The organism is Klebsiella sp. CN_Kp088, from assembly GCF_040064335.1.
GTDB classification, from domain to species: Bacteria; Pseudomonadota; Gammaproteobacteria; order Enterobacterales; family Enterobacteriaceae; genus Klebsiella; species Klebsiella aerogenes.
The window spans coordinates 53,215-73,478 of the sequence record NZ_JBEAIQ010000029.1 but is presented as its reverse complement, the minus strand read 5'-3'; the positions used below and the strand labels follow the sequence as shown (position 1 = coordinate 73,478).

Annotated in this window: 20 protein-coding genes; 8 read left to right on the top strand and 12 right to left on the bottom strand. The window is 55.9% G+C overall.

Going from position 1 to position 20,264, the window contains the following annotated elements:
* Positions 1-48 precede the first annotated feature (48 nt).
* From ridA to ABLV08_RS18695, 4 genes are all read right to left on the bottom strand, one after another.
* Positions 49-435, bottom strand: coding sequence for a 2-iminobutanoate/2-iminopropanoate deaminase (gene ridA, locus ABLV08_RS18710; RefSeq protein ID WP_020079786.1), 387 nt, complete (start codon positions 433-435; stop codon positions 49-51).
* 73 nt (positions 436-508) lie between these two features.
* Positions 509-970, bottom strand: coding sequence for an aspartate carbamoyltransferase regulatory subunit (pyrI, locus tag ABLV08_RS18705; protein ID WP_015368555.1), 462 nt, complete (start codon positions 968-970; stop codon positions 509-511).
* A 13-nt stretch (positions 971-983) separates the two neighbouring features.
* Positions 984-1,919 (bottom strand): aspartate carbamoyltransferase, encoded by a 936-nt coding sequence (gene pyrB, locus ABLV08_RS18700; protein WP_015704213.1) that lies wholly within the window; start codon positions 1,917-1,919, stop codon positions 984-986.
* A 36-nt stretch (positions 1,920-1,955) separates the two neighbouring features.
* Entirely contained in the window at positions 1,956-2,063 is a 108-nt protein-coding gene (locus ABLV08_RS18695) for a pyrBI operon leader peptide (RefSeq protein ID WP_020079785.1), read from the bottom strand.
* Positions 2,064-2,254: 191 nt separating this feature from the next.
* Here ABLV08_RS18695 and ABLV08_RS18690 point away from each other — a divergent pair, with 191 nt between their 5' ends.
* Complete coding sequence (locus ABLV08_RS18690) at positions 2,255-2,707, top strand: YhcH/YjgK/YiaL family protein (protein ID WP_032713560.1); 453 nt, start codon at positions 2,255-2,257, stop codon at positions 2,705-2,707.
* Between the two features lie 56 nt (positions 2,708-2,763).
* On the opposite strand, the gene argF is transcribed toward ABLV08_RS18690, so the two are convergent.
* Positions 2,764-3,768, bottom strand: a complete 1,005-nt coding sequence (gene argF / locus ABLV08_RS18685; protein WP_015368551.1) for an ornithine carbamoyltransferase — start codon at positions 3,766-3,768, stop codon at positions 2,764-2,766.
* A 163-nt stretch (positions 3,769-3,931) separates the two neighbouring features.
* Here argF and rraB point away from each other — a divergent pair, with 163 nt between their 5' ends.
* Positions 3,932-4,357 carry a ribonuclease E inhibitor RraB gene (gene rraB, locus ABLV08_RS18680; RefSeq protein ID WP_015368550.1) on the top strand — a complete coding sequence of 142 codons (426 nt, stop codon included), beginning with the start codon at positions 3,932-3,934 and terminating at the stop codon, positions 4,355-4,357.
* A gap of 71 nt (positions 4,358-4,428) precedes the next feature.
* Entirely contained in the window at positions 4,429-5,193 is a 765-nt protein-coding gene (gene miaE / locus ABLV08_RS18675) for a tRNA isopentenyl-2-thiomethyl-A-37 hydroxylase MiaE (RefSeq protein ID WP_042894224.1), read from the top strand.
* A gap of 199 nt (positions 5,194-5,392) precedes the next feature.
* On the opposite strand, the gene ABLV08_RS18670 is transcribed toward miaE, so the two are convergent.
* From ABLV08_RS18670 to pepA, 4 genes are all read right to left on the bottom strand, one after another.
* A complete protein-coding gene (locus tag ABLV08_RS18670) occupies positions 5,393-5,896 on the bottom strand; it encodes a GNAT family N-acetyltransferase (protein WP_139397281.1) in 504 nt (167 codons plus the stop codon).
* A 124-nt stretch (positions 5,897-6,020) separates the two neighbouring features.
* A complete protein-coding gene (locus tag ABLV08_RS18665; RefSeq protein WP_015368547.1) occupies positions 6,021-8,876 on the bottom strand; it encodes a valine--tRNA ligase in 2,856 nt (951 codons plus the stop codon).
* The gene (gene holC / locus ABLV08_RS18660) at positions 8,876-9,319 is read right to left on the bottom strand and encodes a DNA polymerase III subunit chi (RefSeq protein ID WP_015368546.1); all 444 of its coding nucleotides are present in this window, start codon (positions 9,317-9,319) and stop codon (positions 8,876-8,878) included. Before holC ends, ABLV08_RS18665 begins: the two co-directional genes overlap by 1 nt.
* Before the next feature lie 121 nt (positions 9,320-9,440).
* Positions 9,441-10,952 carry a leucyl aminopeptidase gene (gene pepA / locus ABLV08_RS18655; RefSeq protein WP_008807121.1) on the bottom strand — a complete coding sequence of 504 codons (1,512 nt, stop codon included), beginning with the start codon at positions 10,950-10,952 and terminating at the stop codon, positions 9,441-9,443.
* Positions 10,953-11,342: 390 nt separating this feature from the next.
* Here pepA and lptF point away from each other — a divergent pair, with 390 nt between their 5' ends.
* Genes lptF through ABLV08_RS18640 form a run of 3 tightly spaced genes read left to right on the top strand, consistent with a single transcriptional unit; the run spans position 11,343 to position 14,056 of the window.
* Positions 11,343-12,440, top strand: a complete 1,098-nt coding sequence (gene lptF / locus ABLV08_RS18650) for an LPS export ABC transporter permease LptF (RefSeq protein WP_020079782.1) — start codon at positions 11,343-11,345, stop codon at positions 12,438-12,440.
* Positions 12,440-13,522, top strand: a complete 1,083-nt coding sequence (gene lptG / locus ABLV08_RS18645) for an LPS export ABC transporter permease LptG (protein WP_015368543.1) — start codon at positions 12,440-12,442, stop codon at positions 13,520-13,522. The genes lptF and lptG overlap by 1 nt, the downstream gene beginning before the upstream one ends.
* Positions 13,523-13,576: 54 nt before the next feature.
* Entirely contained in the window at positions 13,577-14,056 is a 480-nt protein-coding gene (locus ABLV08_RS18640; protein WP_020079781.1) for a hypothetical protein, read from the top strand.
* Positions 14,057-14,147: 91 nt separating this feature from the next.
* Here ABLV08_RS18640 and ABLV08_RS18635 read toward each other — a convergent pair whose 3' ends face one another.
* A complete protein-coding gene (locus tag ABLV08_RS18635; RefSeq protein WP_015368541.1) occupies positions 14,148-15,650 on the bottom strand; it encodes a helicase HerA-like C-terminal domain-containing protein in 1,503 nt (500 codons plus the stop codon).
* 87 nt (positions 15,651-15,737) lie between these two features.
* Positions 15,738-16,559: a TIM barrel protein gene (locus ABLV08_RS18630; protein ID WP_042894218.1), complete on the bottom strand. Its 822-nt coding sequence runs from the start codon at positions 16,557-16,559 to the stop codon at positions 15,738-15,740.
* Between the two features lie 355 nt (positions 16,560-16,914).
* On the opposite strand from ABLV08_RS18630, the gene ABLV08_RS18625 reads away from it, so the two are divergent.
* Both ABLV08_RS18625 and iolB read left to right on the top strand, forming a co-directional pair.
* Complete coding sequence (locus ABLV08_RS18625) at positions 16,915-18,420, top strand: CoA-acylating methylmalonate-semialdehyde dehydrogenase (RefSeq protein ID WP_015368538.1); 1,506 nt, start codon at positions 16,915-16,917, stop codon at positions 18,418-18,420.
* 18 nt (positions 18,421-18,438) lie between these two features.
* Positions 18,439-19,239 (top strand): 5-deoxy-glucuronate isomerase, encoded by an 801-nt coding sequence (gene iolB, locus ABLV08_RS18620; RefSeq protein WP_020079778.1) that lies wholly within the window; start codon positions 18,439-18,441, stop codon positions 19,237-19,239.
* A gap of 84 nt (positions 19,240-19,323) precedes the next feature.
* On the opposite strand, the gene ABLV08_RS18615 is transcribed toward iolB, so the two are convergent.
* Positions 19,324-20,178, bottom strand: a complete 855-nt coding sequence (locus ABLV08_RS18615; RefSeq protein ID WP_015368536.1) for a MurR/RpiR family transcriptional regulator — start codon at positions 20,176-20,178, stop codon at positions 19,324-19,326.
* Between the last annotated feature and the right edge of the window lie 86 nt (positions 20,179-20,264).

Here is a 20,264-nt window from a genome sequence, read left to right as displayed (position 1 = left end):
CTCACCCCGTGGATGACGCAAGCGCCTGGGGTGAGGGCAGAGAAGCGCTTAGCGACGGATCGCGATAGCTTCAATCTCAATCTTCACGTCTTTCGGCAGACGCGCGACTTCTACGCAGGAACGCGCCGGGAAAGTGGCGTTATGCTCGGTGAAGAACGCTTCATACGCGGCATTCACGGTGGCGAAATCGTTCAGATCTTTCACGAAAACGGTGGTTTTCACGATATCGCCCACTTTCAGGCCAGCGGCTTCAACGATAGCTTTTACGTTGTCCAGGGACTGACGCGCCTGCGCGGCGACATCTTCCGGCACGCTGCCGGTTTTCGGGTCTACTGGGATCTGGCCGGAAGTGATGATCATGCTACCCAGATCAACACCTTGTACATATGGGCCGATAGCTGCTGGTGCCTTTTCCGTCGCAATAGTTTTGCTCATAATATCTCCAGATGAACTGCAGTAATTAGGTCGTAGCCATTATAGGGAGGGCCGGTATTAATACCAACCGCAATTAGTTGGCCAGCACCACATAATGGGAAAACTCTTTTTCACAGTATTTGCATTTGAGTGCGATGTCATCGGCGCGTTTTTTCACTGCGAAACTCGACGAAACCGGCTCAGCGTGACTGATGCAGTTGCTGTTCGGGCAGACCAGCACGCTGTTGATGCGCTCCGGCAGGCTCGGGCGGGATTTGCCCACTACTTCGTAATCATCGATACGGTTAACCGTTGCGTCCGGCGCATACAGCGCCAGCTGATTGACCTGCTCATCGGTCAGGAAGGTGTTCTCGATTTTAATCAAATCTTTACGGCCCATCTCGCCGGACGGCAGGTTCAGGCCGATGGTGATGCGCTGGTCGGTTTCGGTCAACTTGAACAGGGTCAACAACTTGAAGCCGACCTGGGCCGGGATATGGTCGATCACGGTGCCGCGTTTAATGGCTTCTACTTGCAGTTTATTGTCGTGTGTCATCTCTCATTCCCCCTTATTGTGCCAGCTCGCTATTCAATACCAGTGCCAGTAACGCCTGGCGGGCGAAGATGCCGTTGCCGGCCTGTTGGAAGTACCAGGCGTGCGGCGTTTTATCGACGTCGGTGGTGATTTCATCAACGCGCGGCAGCGGGTGCAGCACCTTCATGTTGACGCGGGCGCCTTCGAGATCCGCGGCGCGCAGCACGAACTGCGCCTTCACGTTGGCGTATTCCGATGGGTCCAGGCGCTCTTTCTGCACGCGAGTCATATACAGAATATCGACCTCTGCCATCACTTCGTCGATGGCGCTATGCAGGCTCCAGGCGATGCCTTTTTCATCCAGCATATCGAGAATGTACTGCGGCATCGCCAGCGCGTCCGGGGCGATGAAGTAAAAGCGGTTGCCGTTGAATTTGGCCAGCGCCTGGGTCAGCGAGTGTACGGTACGGCCATATTTCAGGTCGCCGACCATCGCGACATTGAGGTTCTCAAGGCGGCCCTGAGTTTCCTGAATGGTGAACAGGTCGAGCAGGGTTTGCGTTGGATGCTGATTGGCGCCGTCGCCGGCGTTGAGAATCGGTACGTTGCCGGAGAATTCGGTTGCCAGACGCGCGGCGCCCTCTTGCGGATGGCGCATTACGATAGCGTCGACGTAGGTGCTGATAACCGAAATGGTGTCGGCCAGGGTTTCGCCTTTCTTGCCGAGCGAGGTGTTGCTGCTGTCGGAGAAGCCGACCACGCTGGCGCCGAGGCGGTGCATGGAGGTTTCAAAAGAGAGGCGAGTACGGGTGGAGGCTTCAAAGAAACAGCTGGCGATAACCTTATGCTTCAGCAGCTCGGGTTGCGGATTGGCTTTCAGCTTTGCGGCTGTCGCCAGCACCAATTCGAGGTCTTCGCGGCTGAGATCGTTTATGGAAATGATATGTTTTTGATATAGCGGGTTAGCCATGCTTATCTCCTGACGCCTGAGCAAAAAAAAAGCCCCTTAAATAAGGGGCTTCGAGAATTCATTGAGCAACGGAAAGAAAAACGCCAGGCCAGCGCCTGCTTTCAGACGCGGTAAGACACAGCAATGTCGTACGCAATTGACCATATTTCCTCCCGGCAAAACGGCTGGCATTATACGCAGCTTTGATGAGCAATCAAGCGATTAATCCACAATCAGGGAAACGTTTGCCTGCGAAGGCTGCGCCAGCGCAAAAAACCGCGATAAAAATGTGGTCTGGCAGTGGTAAGCAGCGTATAAAACAAAAATGAAAAGCTGTTTTATATTTGAGGGCTACTATGATTATCGGCAATATTCATCATCTGCAATCCTGGCTGCCGGACGCGCTGCGTCAGGCGATTGAGCATGTTAAAGCCCACGTTAGTGCGTCGACGCCGCTCGGCAAACACGACATCGACGGCAATAATCTGTTCTATCTGATTTCTGAAGACAGCACCGAAGCACAGGCCGAGCGTCGCGCCGAGTATCACGCCCGCTATCTGGATATTCAAATTGTACTTCGCGGTCAGGAAGGGATGACCTTCAGCACCTTACCCGCAGGCGAGCCGCAGACTGACTGGCTGGCGGACAAAGACATCGCCTTCCTCGCCGAGGGCGCGCAGGAGAAAACCGTTATCCTTAACGAGGGCGATTTTGTAGTGTTTTATCCAGGCGAAGTGCATAAACCGCTCTGTGCGGTCGGGGCGCCGGCGAAGGTGCGCAAAGCGGTGGTGAAGGTGTTGATGGCTTAAAACGGTTAGCCCGGATACGCGTAGCGCGCTATCCGGGAACCTACCGTGATTAATGGTTATTTTCCAAGCGTCGCCACCATCACCGCTTTGATGGTGTGCATACGGTTTTCCGCCTGATCGAAGACGATGCTCGCTGGGGATTCAAAGACTTCATCGGTCACTTCCATACCGCCGTGCAGTCCATACTCCGCCGCCATCTGTTTGCCGAGAATGGTCTGGTCATCGTGGAACGCGGGCAGACAATGCAGGAATTTCACCTGCGGGTTGCCGGTTAATTGCAGCATGGCTTTATTCACCTGATAGCCGCGCAGCAGGGCGATACGCTCCGCCCATTTCTCTTTCGCCTCGCCCATCGATACCCACACGTCGGTATAAATGAAATCGGCGCCTTTTACGCCCGCGGCGATATCTTCCGTCAGGGTAATATTGCCGCCGTGCTTTTTCGCCAGCGCAGTGCATTCCGCCACTAAACCCTCTTCCGGCCAGCAGGCTTTCGGCGCCACCAGGCGCAGGTCCAGCCCGGTCAGCGCGGCGGCTTCCAGCATGGAATTACCCATGTTGTTACGCGCGTCGCCGGCGTAGACCAGCGTCATTTCATTAAATGCCTTACCCGGCAGGTGCTCTTGCATGGTCAGCAGGTCGGCCAGTAGCTGTGTCGGGTGGAATTCATCGGTCAGGCCGTTCCACACCGGCACGCCGGCGTACTCCGCCAGGGTTTCTACCAGCTCCTGACCGTAGCCGCGGTACTGAATACCGTCATACATGCGACCCAGCACGCGGGCGGTATCTTTCATGGATTCTTTGTGGCCGATTTGGCTTCCGCTGGAACCGAGATAGGTCACGCGGGCGCCCTGGTCGTAAGCGGCAACTTCGAAAGAGCATCGTGTGCGGGTTGAGTCTTTTTCGAAGATGAGCGCGATGTTTTTGCCCTTCAGTTTCTGGGCTTCGATGCCGTTTTTCTTATCGGCTTTTAATTGCGCGGCCAGGTCGACAAGGCCGGTAATTTCTGCAGCAGTAAAATCCAGTAATCTCAAGAAATGCTTCTGATATAACGCGGACATAATTCCCTCACCTGGCAAACGCCACTATTGAATTAAAATTCACTTTATATGTATGAATATTCATTTGCAACCCCGAGTTAGAAATCTTTTACACAGAAGGTGGAGGCAATCACGGCGGTATGTGACAATAGGAGTATCTGCCGCACATTATGAGGAACGAGCCATGGCAAACCCGGAACTACTGGAAGAACAGCGTGAGGAAACGCGTCTGATTATCGAAGAGCTGCTGGAAGATGGCAGCGATCCGGACGCGCTGTATACCATTGAGCATCATCTCTCTGCCGACGATTTCGAAACGTTGGAAAAAGTGGCGGTAGAGGCCTTCAAGATGGGTTATGAAGTCACCGAGCCGGAAGAGCTGGAAGTCGAAGAAGGTGAAGTGGTGATCTGCTGCGATATCCTGAGCGAAAGCGCGCTTAACGCCGATCTGATCGACGCCCAGGTTGAACAGCTGATGAACCTGGCGGAAAAATTCAACGTCGAGTACGACGGTTGGGGTACCTACTACGAAGACCCGAACGGCGAAGACGATGACGGCGAAGATGACGAAGATTTAATTGACGAAGACGATAACGGCGTACGCCACTAAGTCGTCAACGGATACGGCGGCGTCTGCCGCCGTATATACCCGTCCTGATTAGGGTATAGCCTGGAGCTTCAATGGATTACCCGCAAATACTTTCCCCGATTTTAGCATTCCTGCACTGCCCAACGCCGCAGGCGTGGATTGACGAAGCCCGTAAACCGGAAAACCTGCCGCTGCTGTTGACCGACCATATGGTATGCGAGCTGAAAGCGGCGCAAAACGCCATGCTGCTGGTACGCCGCTACGTCGCCGATAAAGATGGCGCCGACGAGCTACTGGAATGCCTGAAACCGTACGAAGACTTTACCTATCGCCGTGGGCCGGAGCCGGATTTTGTCGCTCTGCATAAACGGATCAACAAAAGCGCCATGCCGCGAACCAACGACCCGTGGGGCAGCCAGTTGCTCGACAGCATGATTCTGCTTATCAAAGAGGAGCTGCACCACTTCTGGCAGGTGCGTGAGATCATGCTGGCGCGGGATATCCCTTACGTCAAAATCACCGCCAGCAACTATGCCCGCGGTATGCGCCGGGAGGTGCGATCCCATGAGCCGGTGATGCTAATCGATAAGCTGATTTGCGGCGCCTATATCGAAGCGCGCTCCTGCGAGCGATTTGCCGCGCTGGCGCCGTGGCTGGATGATGATCTCCAGAAGTTTTATCTGTCGCTGCTGCGCTCCGAGGCCCGGCATTATCAGGATTACCTGGACCTGGCGCAGAAGATAGCGGGGGGAGATATCAGCGAGCGCGTACGCCAGCTTGGCGAGGCGGAAGCGGCATTGATCCTCCGCCCGGAGCCCGAGTTCCGTTTCCACAGCGGCGTGCCGACGGCGTTGTAGCCCGCGGTATTCGGCCCCTGTAGCCACTAACACCGGCAGTTTCAGTAATCCTGGGGAGAGGGAGAGCGTTGAGAGCTTTAGCTCGCAATAGCACGGGCCGTAGGTCGGGTAAGGCGTTAGCCGCCACCCGACAAAAAACGACACCGCGGGTAGCCCCGATAAGCGCAGCGCTACCGGGGAGGCCCACGGTAGCGAGGCGTTACAGCGTTTTCAACATCCGCACTTCACAATCGACGTGGCCGGTGCAGCCCAGCGGCTCGTCAATATGCTCAAACCCGAGATGCTCATACAAGCCAATCGCTTCTTTCAAAAAAGCGGTGGTTTCCAGATAGCAGCGTTTAAAACCCTGCTCGCGGGCGTAATCCATCGCCATCAGCGCCAGCTTTTTCGCCAGCCCTTTGCCGCGCGCCGGGGACATAAAGTACATTTTCTGTAGCTCACAGATATCGGACTCGCTACACGAGAGCGGCGCCACGCCGCCGCCGCCGACCACTTCGCCATTTTGCTCAACCACCCAATAAGCGGAGCCAGGTTGGCTATAGAGCTCATAGAGTTCATCCAGATTCGGGTCAGCGACCGTATAGCCTTTATCGGCGGTCAGACCGTATTCCGCGGAGACCTGGCGGATAACATTGGCAATCGCCGGATTATCAGTGGCCGTGATGCGGCGCAGGGATAGCGTTAGGGTTGCGCTCGTATTCATTTGAAGACTCATTACAATAATAATGACGGATGATGTTGTTAATAACACTGCGGGCGGGGAGAGTGCAAGCGAGGATCTTTCATAAAATAACGCCCCTTACCGGATGGGATAAGGGGCGGGAGGATTACAGCGCGGCGATCACTGCCTGCTGTTCAATCAGTTTCGCTTTCGCTTCCGCGTAGCCTTCCAGCTTCTCACGCTCTTTGGCGATAACCGCTTCCGGCGCGCGGGCCACAAAGCCTTCGTTGGACAGCTTGCTTTCGATACGGCCGATTTCCGCTTCGACTTTCGCCACTTCTTTTGCCAGACGCGCCAGCTCGGCTTCTTTGTCGATAAGACCCGCCATCGGGATCAGCAGCTCGGCGCCGTCGATAATCTTGGTCACGGAAACTGGACCTTTATCATCGGCAGGCAGCACGGTGATGCTTTCCAGACGCGCCAGGTTCAGCAGGAAACTGCGGTTGTCGTTAACACGACGCTCGGCATCTTTGCTGCAGCCGCGCAGCAGCAGTTCCAGCGGTTTACCCGGAGCGATGTTCATCTCCGCACGGATGTTACGTACGGCGACGATCGCCTGCTTCAGCCATTCGGTGTCGGCTAGCGCCGCTTCATCAACCTGAGAAGCCTCGTACTGCGGGAACGGCTGCAGCATGATGGTATCGGCGGTGATACCGCAGATTACTTTCACGCGCTGCCAGATGGTCTCGGTGATGAAAGGAATAATCGGGTGAGCCAGGCGCAGCAGACCTTCCAGCACGGTCACCAGAGTATGGCGAGTCCCGCGCAGCTCCGCTTCGCTGCCACCGTTCATGACCGGCTTGGTCAGTTCGAGGTACCAGTCGCAGAATTGGTTCCAGGTAAATTCATACAGGATGCCCGCGGCGATATCGAAGCGGAAGTTATCCAGCGCTTCGCGGTACGCTTTCACGGTCTGGTTGAATTCAGCCAGGATCCAGCGGTCGGCCAGGGACAGCACCATCTCGCCGCCGTTGAAACCGCAATCCTGATCTTCGGTATTCATCAGTACGAAGCGGCTGGCGTTCCACAGCTTGTTGCAGAAGTTACGGTAACCTTCCAGACGCTTCATATCCCAGTTGATGTCGCGGCCGGTAGAGGCCAGCGCCGCCAGGGTGAAACGCAGGGCGTCGGTGCCGTGCGGCTCGATACCGTTCGGGAACTGTTTCTCGGTGCGCTTACGGATTTTTTCCGCCAGCTGCGGCTGCATCATGTTGCCGGTACGTTTCTCCAGCAGCTCCGGCAGGGTGATGCCGTCAACCATATCCAGCGGGTCAATGACGTTACCCTTGGATTTGGACATCTTCTGGCCTTCGTCGTCGCGGATAAGGCCGGTCATGTAGACGGTCTTAAACGGAACCTGCGGCTTGCCGTTTTCATCTTTGATGAAGTGCATGGTCATCATGATCATGCGGGCGATCCAGAAGAAGATAATGTCGAAGCCGGACACCATCACGCTGGTCGGGTGGAACTGACGCAGCGCGTCGGTGTTTTCCGGCCAGCCGAGGGTGGAGAAGGTCCACAGCGCGGAAGAGAACCAGGTATCCAGAACGTCTTCATCCTGACGCAGCGCGACGTCGGCGCCGAGATTATTTTCCTGGCGTACTTCGTCTTCGGTGCGGCCAACGTAGACGTTGCCCTGATCGTCGTACCATGCCGGGATGCGGTGACCCCACCACAGCTGACGGGAAATACACCAGTCCTGAATATCGCGCATCCAGGAGAAGTACATGTTTTCGTACTGCTTCGGCACGAACTGAATGTCGCCATTCTCAACGGCTTCGACTGCCGGCTTGGCCAGCACGTCCGCACGCACGTACCACTGGTCGGTCAGCATCGGTTCGATAACCACACCGCCGCGGTCGCCGTAAGGCACGGTCAGGTCGTGCGGTTTGATCTCTTCCAGCAGGCCCAACGCGTCGACAGCGGCAACCATCGCTTTACGCGCGGCAAAACGTTCCATCTTCTGGAATTCAGCCGGGATCTCGTTGGAATAGACGTCGGATTCATTGCCTTTGGTATCGTAGACTTCCGCGCTTTCGCGGATGTCGCCATCAAAGGTCAAAATATTAATCATCGGCAGCTGATGACGGCGGCCAACTTCGTAGTCGTTAAAGTCGTGCGCCGGGGTGATTTTCACGCAGCCGGTGCCTTTTTCCATGTCGGCGTGTTCGTCGCCAACAATTGGAATGCGGCGGTTAACCAGCGGCAGCACCACGAATTTACCGATAAGGTCTTTGTAACGCGGATCTTCCGGGTTAACGGCCACGCCGGTATCGCCCAACAGGGTTTCCGGACGGGTGGTGGCGACCACCAGGTAATCTTTACCGTCAGCGGTTTTCGCGCCATCGGCCAGCGGATAGCGGATGTGCCACATGGAACCTTTCGATTCGCGGTTCTCTACTTCCAGGTCAGAGATGGCGGTGCGCAGTTTCGGGTCCCAGTTGACCAGGCGCTTGCCGCGATAAATCAGGTCTTCTTTGTACAGGCGAACGAAGACCTCTTTCACCGCGTTGGACAGGCCTTCGTCCATTGTGAAGCGCTCGCGCTCCCAGTCTACGGAGTTGCCGAGGCGGCGCATCTGGCGGGTAATGGTGCCGCCGGATTCCGCTTTCCACTGCCAGATTTTATCGATGAAGGCATCGCGACCGTAGTCGTGGCGGGTTTTACCTTCTTCAGCGGCAATCTTACGCTCAACCACCATCTGGGTGGCGATACCCGCGTGGTCGGTACCGGCCTGCCACAGGGTGTTTTTACCCTGCATGCGCTGGTAGCGAATCATGGTATCCATGATGGTTTGCTGGAAGGCATGACCCATATGCAAACTGCCGGTGACGTTCGGCGGCGGGATCATGATGCAGAAGCTCTCCTGGCTTTCATCACCATTCGGTTTGAAATAGCCCTGCTTTTCCCAGTGCTCGTAAAGCGGCTGTTCGATATCTTGTGGGTTGTATGTCTTTTCCATTATTTCCAGGTTGCCGTGTTCAGGTTGAAACCAGCCATGCGGTACGCTTTATAGCGTTCGCGCGCCAGTTGTTTCAGAGAATCTTCGTAAGGGACAAAGTCTATCACTTCTGTGAAAGCGGTGGCAAAATCTGCAAAGTTTAGCCGCAGGCTGATAAGAATATCCCGCGGGCTGCTGTTGCGCTTTTGCGGCCAGGCAATTTCTACCGGCGCGCCGCCTCTCGGGCCTTCGCCCGCCAGGTTATGCGGCACAAAGCTCTCCGGCGGCCGCGTCCACAGCGCTTCGTCGAGGCGAATAGCCTGCTGTTCATCTTCACAGGCGATCAATACGCGCTTGCCGTTGCGCCAACGTTCTGCGGCAATTTCACACACCAGCTGTTCGACGGCGCTGAGCTCGTCGACGATGGTGTCATTGTCCAGAAGATAGAACGTTGCGTTTTTCATATATGGGGCTTCTTGTTGTGGATTTAAATGCAAAGCCGGGTGGCGCTACGCTTACCCGGCCTACAAACGGCATCTTTCCGTAGGCCCGGTAAGCGTAGCGCCACCGGGCATCAGACGGCAATCACTCTTCGCCGTTAAAACCCGCACGATTGAGCAGGAACTGCGACAGCAGCGCCACCGGGCGGCCAGTCGCGCCTTTGGCTTTTCCGGAACGCCAGGCGGTACCGGCGATGTCGAGGTGCGCCCAGTTGTACTTGCGAGTGAAGCGTGACAGGAAGCAGCCAGCGGTAATCGCGCCGCCAGGACGGCCGCCGATGTTCGCCATATCCGCAAAGTTGGACTCCAGCTGATCCTGGAACTCGTCGGCCAGCGGCAGACGCCATGCGCGGTCGCCGGCCAGTTCGGAGGCGCCGATCAGCTCATGAGCCAGCGGGTTATGGTTCGACATCAGGCCGGTGATGTGATGACCGAGGGCAATCACGCAGGCGCCGGTCAGCGTTGCGACATCGATAACCGCTTCCGGTTCGAAGCGCTCAACGTAGGTCAATACGTCGCACAGCACCAGACGGCCTTCGGCATCGGTATTCAGCACTTCAACGGTCTGTCCGGACATGGTGGTCAGAACATCGCCCGGGCGATACGCGCGACCGCCAGGCATATTTTCACAGCCTGCCAGCACGCCGATGACGTTTAGCGGCAGCTGCAGCTCGGCAACCATTCGCATTACGCCGTAGACCGCCGCCGCGCCGCACATGTCGTACTTCATCTCGTCCATGCCTTCGGCAGGCTTGATGGAGATACCGCCGGAGTCGAAGGTCAGGCCTTTACCGACCAGCACGATAGGGCGCGCGTCTTCAGACGGGTTGCCTTTATACTCGATGACCGACATCAGCGACTCGTTCTGCGAGCCGTTGCCGACGGCGAGATAGGAGTTCATCCCCAGCTCGCGCATCTGCTGTTCGCCGATCACGCGGGTGATGACGTTCTTGCTGTAAGTGTCGGCCAACTGGCGCGCCTGGGAAGCAAGGTAAGCCGCGTTACAGATATTCGGCGGCATATTGCCGAGATCTTTCGCCGCTTTGATGCCGGCGGCGATCGCCAGGCCATGTTGAATGGCGCGTTCGCCGCTGGTGAGCTCGCGGCGAGTCGGTACGTTAAAGACCATTTTACGCAGCGGGCGACGCGGCTCGCTTTTGTTGGTCTTCAACTGATCGAAGCTGTATAGCGTCTCTTTGGCGGTTTCAACGGCCTGGCGAACTTTCCAGTAGTTGTTGCGGCCCTTAACGTGCAGTTCCGTCAGGAAGCAGACGGCTTCCATCGAACCAGTATCATTCAGAGTATTAATGGTTTTCTGAATAACTTGTTTATACTGACGTTCATCCAGTTCGCGCTCTTTACCACAGCCGATGAGCAGAATGCGCTCAGACAGGATGTTCGGCACATGGTGCAGTAACAACGTCTGGCCAGGCTTGCCTTCGAGCTCGCCGCGACGCAGCAGGGCGCTGATGTAACCGTCGCTGATTTTATCGAGTTGTTCGGCGATGGGGGAGAGGCGACGTGGTTCGAAGACGCCGACCACGATACAGGCACTCCGCTGCTTCTCCGGGCTACCGCTTTTTACACTGAACTCCATGCACTATGCTCCTGAATCTTAAAGACAACAGTGGTGGCTACGGCTATACTCGTCGCCTTTCCAGTTGCAGATGCGTTGGCTACGCCTGCTTACCCCTGACGCTGGCTGATGCCGCTTTGGGGCTTCACAGTCCTGCCGCCTTTCTACAACTCGAAATCCATTGAGTATATAATTGCAAGCTTTCGTAACTCATGTCCGCTGTTGCGGTGACTTCGTGTTAATCTTAACGTTATTACGGCCTTGGTTCGTCAGAAAAGATCCTGATACGCAGAACCGATGAGTCATTTAATCTTAGCGATGTTTTCGACGACAAAAGAGAATAAATGACGTTTAAGCCATGAAACAAGCAATTTTCCTGCAATAAGACGGGTTTTTACGGGCGTATTTATAGTGATAATCATAAGATATCTGGTTCGTGAGACGCTGAAAAGCCAGTTGGCGATCCTATTCATCCTGTTACTGATTTTCTTCTGTCAGAAACTCGTCAGGATCCTTGGCGCCGCGGTAGATGGCGATATCCCGACCAACCTGGTGCTCTCGCTGTTAGGGCTGGGCGTACCGGAAATGGCGCAGCTCATTCTGCCCCTGAGTCTTTTCCTCGGGCTGTTGATGACGCTGGGCAAACTGTATACCGAAAGCGAAATTACGGTGATGCACGCCTGCGGCTTAAGTAAAGCCGTATTGATTAAGGCGGCAATGATCCTCGCCCTGTTTACCGGCGCCGTCGCGGCAGTCAACGTGATGTGGGCGGGGCCGTGGTCGTCACGCCATCAGGATGAAGTGCTGGCGGAAGCCAAAGCCAACCCTGGAATGGCGGCGCTGGCTCAGGGCCAGTTCCAGCAGGCCAGCGACGGCAGCGCGGTGTTGTTTATCGAAAACGTGAACGGCAACCGCTTTAGCGACGTGTTCCTTGCGCAATTGCGGCCCAAAGGCAACGCGCGTCCTTCCGTTGTGGTGGCGGATTCCGGCGAACTGTCGCAGAAAAAAGACGGATCCCAGGTGGTCACTATGACTCAGGGGACGCGTTTTGAAGGCACGGCGATGCTGCGCGATTTCCGTATTACCGACTTCAAAAACTACCAGGCGGTAATTGGCCATCAAGCGGTAGCGGCCGATCCCAGCGACACTGAACAGATGAATATGCGCACCCTCTGGAAGACCGATACCGCGCGCGCGCGCGCCGAACTGCACTGGCGATTTACGCTGGTGGCGGCGGTGTTCATGATGGCGCTGATGGTTGTCCCGCTTAGCGTGGTGAACCCGCGTCAGGGCCGCGTGCTGTCTATGCTGCCGGCGATGCTGCTGTATCTGGTGTTCTTCCTGCTGCAAACGTCGATCAAATCGAACGCGGGTAAAGGCAAAATGGACCCCGCTATCTGGATGTGGGGCGTGAACCTGCTCTACTTCGCGCTGGCGGTGCTGCTTAACCTGTGGGATACGGTGCCGATGCGTCGTTTTCGTGCCCGGTTTAATAAAGGAGCGGTGTGATGCAGGCGTTTGGCGTACTTGACCGCTATATCGGTAAAACCATTTTCAACACCATCATGATGACGCTGTTCATGCTGGTGTCGCTCTCCGGCATTATTAAGTTTGTCGACCAGCTGAAAAAAGCCGGACAGGGCAGCTATGATGCAATGGGCGCCGGGCTTTATACCATTCTCAGCGTACCAAAAGATGTGCAAATCTTCTTCCCCATGGCGGCGCTGCTTGGCGCATTGCTGGGGCTGGGGATGCTGGCGCAGCGCAGCGAACTGGTGGTGATGCAAGCTTCCGGTTTTACCCGTATGCAGGTGGCGCTGGCGGTGATGAAAACGGCGATCCCGCTGGTGTTGTTAACCATGGCGATGGGTGAGTGGGTGGCGCCGCAGGGCGAACAGATGGCGCGTAACTACCGTGCACAGCAGATGTACGGCGGTTCGCTGCTGTCGACCCAGCAGGGTTTATGGGCGAAAGACGGGCATAATTTTGTCTACATTGAACGAGTAAAGGGCAATGATGAACTAGGCGGCGTGAGCATCTATCAGTTCAACGATAATCGTCGTCTGCAATCTGTCCGTTACGCCGCTTCCGCGAAGTTTGATAATGAAGCTAAGATCTGGCGCCTGTCGCAGGTGGATGAATCTAATCTCACCGATCCGAAACAGGTCACCGGCACGCAAATGGTGAGTGGCACCTGGAAGACCAAACTGACGCCAGACAAACTCGGTGTGGTCGCGCTGGATCCGGATGCGCTGTCAATCAGCGGCCTGCATAACTACGTGACCTATCTGAAGTCCAGCGGCCAGGATCCGGGCCGTTACCAGCTCAATATGTGGAGCAAAATTTTCCAGCCGCTGTCGGTGGCCGTGATGATGCTGATGGCGCTGTCGTTCATTTTTGGCCCACTGCGGAGCGTGGCGATGGGCGTGAGAGTGGTTACCGGGATTAGCTTCGGCTTCATCTTCTACGTCCTCGACCAGATATTTGGCCCACTGACGTTGGTTTACGGCATACCGCCGATAATCGGTGCGTTGCTGCCAAGCGCAAGTTTCTTCCTGATAAGCCTTTGGCTGATGATGAGAAAAGCGTAGTACAATAGAAGGGTGCGAAAGCACCCTTTTTTTCGTCTTTGCATGGAGGCATTGATGTTTGGTAAATCCCTGATATTCATTCTGCAGGTCGCTGCCGGAATCTTGTGGATCCCGGATATTTTTATCATCGCCACCATCTTCTTCGGCGCGTTGCATCCAGAGTGGGCCAGCGGCTGGTTCCTGTTTGAAGGCACAGTTTTTCTGCTTATGCTGGTGTTTTTTATCTGGTCGCTGAAACGAGCGGATGTGCTGAGCCTGACGACGGGGCTGGTGCGTGCGGGCACAGCTGAAGAGCAAAAAGCCAATCGGGTGCTGTTTTGGTTCGATCTCAATGGCACGTTAGCGGGGGTTATACTGTCGCTATCGATATTCGCTTTTCTGTTTGCTTTCGTGGTGTTAGACAAAGGCCTGCCGCTATATCTTCATCAGGTTGCGGTGGTCGCCGTGCTGGCGCTGTGCTGGCGTGGCAATCACCGCCTCGAAGCGCGTAAAAGCGCGCGGGGATATGGGGATTATGTTAAGACAACCCCCTGAGGCGACTAAGGCCTAACGCTTACGCTCACCGAGCCAACAAATAACCCGGATGAGGCGCAGCGCGCCACAATCCGGGGTCGGCGTCCTTGCGCTAACGGCGCCTTCCGCCGAGCAGGCTTCCCAGCATGCCGCGGACGATCTGGTTGGTTACCTGACGTACGGCGCTTTTGGCCGCGGTCTGCACGATACCATCTCGTTTACCGCCGCGCGGGCCGGTAGTGCCGAACAGAATATCTTTCAGTCCACCGAGTAGCCCGTCATCATCACCGTTTTGTTGACCTTTTGCCGGCGGTGCCGACTGCTGCTCTGTGGCGACCTGCACCCCTTTTTGCAGCATTTCGAAGGCCGACTCGCGGTCAATCTCTTCTTCATACTTGCCGTACAGCGCCGAGTGGTTAATCAGGCCATTTCGCTCATCATCGGTGACCGGTCCCATCCGCGAGCAGGGAGCGATAACCATTGCGCGCTCGACGACCGACGGGCTGCCTTTCTCGTCGAGGAAGGAGATCAGCGCTTCGCCGGTACCGAGCTCCTGAATGGCCTGCTCGGTACTGAATGCCGGGTTGGCGCGCATGGTCTGGGCGGCGGTTTTCACCGCTTTTTGATCCTTCGGAGTAAAGGCGCGCAGGGCATGCTGCACGCGGTTGCCCAACTGGCCAAGCACGGCATCCGGGATATCCGACGGATTCTGCGAGACAAAATAGACGCCGACCCCTTTAGAGCGGATAAGACGGATCACCTGCTCGATTTTATCCAGCAGTACCTGCGGCGCATCGTTAAACAGCAGGTGGGCTTCGTCAAAGAAGAACACCAGCTTCGGTTTTTCGAGGTCGCCGGCTTCCGGCAGGCGCTCGTAGAGTTCGGAGAGCATCCACAGCAGGCTGGCGGCGTACAGCTTCGGCATCTGATAGAGCTTTTCAGCACTGAGGATATTAATCACCCCTTTACCGCTGGCATCGACACGCATCCAGTCCTGAATATCCAGCATCGGTTCGCCGAAGAAGTGCTCTGCGCCCTGCTGCTCCAGGGTTAACAGCCCGCGCTGGATAGCGCCGACCGACGCGCTGCTGATGTTGCCATACTGGTTCTGGAAGGCTTTGGCGTTATCACCGATAAACTGGGTGATGGCGCGTAGATCTTTAAAGTCGAGCAGCAGCAGGCCGCGATCGTCAGCAATACGGAAAATAATGTTTAGCACGCCGCTTTGTACTTCATTCAGGTTGAGCAAGCGGGCGAGCAGCAGGGGGCCGAGATCCGACACCGTGGCGCGCACCGGGTGGCCCTTTTCACCAAAGATATCCCAAACAACCACCGGGTTGGCATGCGGCTCCCAGTCGGTAACGCCGATTTTTTCCAGACGCGCCTGAAGTTTCTCAGAGCTCTGGCCTGCTTCCGCGATACCGGTCAGGTCGCCTTTCACATCGGCCATAAAGACCGGTACGCCGATCTCGGAAAATGACTCCGCCAGTTTCTGCAAAGTTACGGTTTTACCGGTGCCGGTGGCGCCGGTAATTAGGCCGTGACGGTTAGCCATTGCAGGCAGCAGATGCAGTTGTTTATCCAGCGTGCGCGCAATCAGCAGGGGTGAGCTCATGATCGATTCCTCCATTTATCCTGCGTCGATTATAGGCAACCTGACAGCAAAAAGATGGAGGAAATCGATAACTCTCAACGTTTAATCTCAGGCGCAGTGGCGCTGAATCAGCGCGATGCTCTGTTCAATCTCGCGGCGAATCTCCTCTTCGCGCCATGACGCCAGCTGCGGAGCGAAAGGCTCGAAGGCGTAATCTCCCTGGTATCCGCGGGCTTCGAGATGTTTTACCTGCTGGCAGGTCAGCAGCCTATCTTGTGGTGTCAGCATGATGCGCTCGTTGTCGGTCAACTGTTCGCGTGGGCGGGGATCGTCAACGCCGGAGAGATGAACCAGACCTATCTCAGCAATGTCCAGCTGGCTGAATTCCTCTTCAGCTTGTGGATAAAGATGATGATGGAAAGTATCAATTAACAGCTTAAACGGTACCTGGGCGTCGCGAATGAGCGCCTGCGCCTGCGCCGCCGAGCGCAGCGAACTTTGTGGGAAGCCAAGCGGCTCAACCAGGCCCTGAACGCCATATTGTTCGAACAACGGCGCCAGCTCGCGCATAGCGGCAAGCGTTTCTTGCGGCGCTACAACGGTGCCATCATTTAACGGGCACATCACCAGCGATTTGGCGCCAATGGACTGCGCCTCTTTCAGCAGCGACTCCGTCAGCTGACGTACTTCAGCGCTGTGGCGATTGAAGGGATAGACGGCGTTGATCGTCAGAATTTCAAGCTGGTATCGGTCGGCCAGCTTGCGCACCTGCTGGTGGGTTAGCTCATCGGTGACTTTACCGCTGGGTAAATCATTACGCAGCTCGACCTTATGCAGCCCGAGTTCGCTTACCAGACGGAAAAACGCTTCAATGCTAAGCGATGGCGCAATTTTACGATTGATACAGAAACGCTGCAGGGCAATGGCCATTTGACACTCCTGACAAGATGTTGACTGGTTTAGTTCGCTTGCCTGATAGTTAAAATGTTTATTTCATCATTGGCAATGGATGAAATGATGGTTGTTTGAGCACGATCGCAAAATAGTTGCTGCGCTATTTCATAGTTTACATCAACATCAACCGCAGAAAATCTCACCTTCACTACCGCTGCGATATGAAATCATGTAGAGAGAGGCTTGCTGAAAAATGCGACAGCTATCACCAAAGTGGAATTTCATTTTATCTGTTTATTGAAATATAAATTTCATTTTACTACGGTTATAGCACAGCACAATCAGCGACGGGCCGTAACTTGAACGGCCTTCTACACTATGAGGCGAGAAGATGACTATCACAGGTAACTTTATTGGTGGGAAAACGGTAACCAGCAGCAGCCGGGAAACGATGCCGGTGTACGACCCGGCCACTGGCGATGTGGTTCGCGAAGTCACGCTTTCCACCGCGCAGGAGGTTTCCGACGCAATCCAGGTCGCTCGCGACGCTTTTGACAGCTGGTCCCGTACCACGCCGCTGCGCCGCGCCCGCGTGCTGTTCAATTTTAAAATGCTGCTTGAACAGCACGTCGATGAACTGGCGGGAATTATCGTTAGCGAGCACGGCAAAGTGTGGTCCGATGCGTTGGGCGAGCTGACCCGCGGCATGGAAGTGGTTGAGTTCGCTTGCGGTATTCCGCATCTCATTAAAGGTGAGTTTTCTTCCGACGTGGGTACCGGCGTCGACAGCTATTCGCTCATGCAGCCGCTGGGCGTGGTGGCGGGGATAACGCCGTTTAATTTCCCGGCTATGGTGCCGATGTGGATGTTCCCCATCGCGCTGGCCTGCGGCAACAGCTTCGTGCTGAAACCACCGGCGCTGGCGCCGACCGCGGCGGTACGCATGGCTGAATTACTGAAAGAAGCCGGTCTGCCGGACGGCGTTTTTAACGTCATTCATTGCAGTAATGAAGATGCCGAGCAGCTTTATACCGACCCGCGTATTGCCGCCGTCAGCTTTGTCGGCTCCTCCGGCGTGGCGGAATATATCTATAAAACCGCCAGCGCTCACGGAAAACGCGTCCAGGCGTTTGGCGCGGCGAAAAATCATGCCATCGTGATGCCGGACGCCGATCTTGATGCGACCGTGAATGCCATCATGGGCGGTGCGTATGGTTCCGCAGGCGAGCGCTGTATGGCTCTGCCGGTAGTGGTGGCCGTCGGTGACGAGACCGCAGATAAGCTCATTGCCCGCCTGAAACCATTAGTCGAGTCGTTGAAAGTGGGACCTGGTTGCCTGCGCGGCAAAGACGAAAACGAAATGGGGCCGGTGGTATCCGAAGCGCATCAGAAAAAAGTACTCGGCTATATTGATAAGGGCGTCAGCGAAGGGGCGTCGTTGGTGGTGGATGGCCGCAGGCTGCGCGTGGCCGGGCATGAGGACGGATATTACGTTGGCGGTACGCTGTTTGACCATGTCACTCCGGAAATGACCATCTGGCGTGAAGAGATTTTTGGCCCGGTGCTGGGGATCGTCCGTGTTGCTGATTACCAAAGCGCGCTGGCGCTGGTAAACAGCCACGAATTTGGTAACGGCAGCGCCGTCTTTACCAGCAATGGCCATACCGCCCGCGAGTTCGTTCATGATGTACAGGCCGGCATGGTTGGCGTCAACGTACCGGTGCCGGTGCCGATGGCCTTCCATAGCTTTGGCGGCTGGAAGCGCTCGGTATTTGGCGCGCTGAACGTCCACGGGCCTGACGGCGTTCGCTTCTATACCCGTATGAAAACTGCCACCGTGCGCTGGCCGCAGGGGCAGCAAACCGTATCTGAATTCAGTATGCCGACGTTAGGTTAATCGGCGAAGGAGAACGCTATGTCGTTATTGGCTAAAGCGCAAAAAGAGGGACATATCCAGCACATCACCCCGCAGAGTGCGGGGTGGCATTATATTGGCTTTGATGTCTGGATGTTAAAACAGGGGCAAACCGTGACCCTGGAGAGCGGTGATCGTGAGCTATGTCTGGTTCTGGTCTCCGGGCTGGCCTCGATCAAAACTCAGCACGCCGATTTTCCCGACCTTGGTAAACGCATGTCGCCATTCGAGCGTACGCCGCCGTGGTCGGTCTATGTGCCGCCACAGGATAAGGTCGAGGTCACTGCAGATTCCGATCTTGAGCTGGCGGTTTGCAGCGCGCCGGGCAAAGGCAGCTTCCCGGCGCGAGTGATACGGCCTGAGGATGTTGGCGTAGAACATCGCGGTAAAGGGCGTAACCAGCGGCTGGTACATAATATTCTGCCGGATAATGCGCAGGCGGATTGCCTGCTGGTAGTGGAAGTCTACACCGAAGAAGGGGCGACCAGTTCCTGGCCATCGCACAAGCACGATACCGCGCTGCCGGGGCAGGAAACCCAGCTGGAAGAAACCTACTACCACCGTTTCGATCCGCCGCAAGGTTTTGCCTTTCAGCGAGTGTACACCGATGACCGCAGTCTGGATGCCTGTATGGCGCCCTATAACCATGATGTGGTGATGGTGCCGCGCGGCTACCATCCGGTAGCGGCGATCGCCGGTTACAACAGCTACTATCTGAACGTGATGGCGGGGCCGGATCGTAAGTGGCTATTTACCTGGGAAGACGATCACGCCTGGATCAACAGCGATCGCTATTCATAGTGCGCGATAAACGAGAAAAGCCGGGGATGTCCCCGGCTTTTTTGTCTATTGATTGCCCCTGTTTACCGCTAGCGCAACGGGCAATCAGGCGCGGTGCTGCTGCGGCTCTTTGCTGCTATTCAATGCCAGCGATACCGCCAGCGTCTGCGCCAGGCACAGCGAGGCCACCTGTGAACGGAAACCATCGACCTGCGCTTCACGCACCACAAAGCACACATCACTGAAGGCGGCAAGCGGGCTTACCTGGCTATCGGTAATGGCGATTTGTCGCGCCTTGCGCTGGGCGCCAAGCTCAACCAGCTCCACCACTTCACGGGCATAAGGCGAGAAGCTCACCGCCACGACCACATCCTTCGGCCCCACCAGACTGAGCTGCTCGGTGAACATCCCGCCGAGGCCGTCGATCAGGAAGGCTTTGCGATCCAGATGGCGCAGTGCGTAGGTCAGGTAAGAGGCGACGCTGAACGAGCGACGCAGACCGATAACATAGATATTTTCCGCATCCGCCAGTAAATCTACCGCCCGGTTGAGGTCTTCGCCGGAGGTCTGCATTGCCAGTTGCTGCAGCGCCTGGGTATTGACCATGCTGAACATGTTGAGGATTTCCGTCGGCGTTTCCGGCGGCGTTGTTTCGTCGTTAGTAGTCTGGCGGAACAGACGTGCGCGCTCGGTGTAGTTGGCGGTCTCTTCCATCAGATGCTGCCTGAACATCTGCTTCATTTCGTTAAAGCCGCTGAAGCCAAAGGCGTTAGCGAAGCGAATCAGCGTTGAGGGCGGAACGTCAGCCTGTTGCGCAATGGAGGCTACAGTATCGAAAGCAACGCTATTACTGTTATCCAGTATATAGCGCGCCACCTGCTTCAGACGTTTGCTGAGCGTGTCGTAGCGCCGTCTGATTTCATCCTGCAGGATGGTCAGTTGGGTCGGATTATTAGCCATAAGTTGCGCTCTGAGAAAATGGAAGGAATATGGCTTCCAGTGTACCAAATGAAGCGAATTTTTCATTTTTTGCGATGAAATACGCG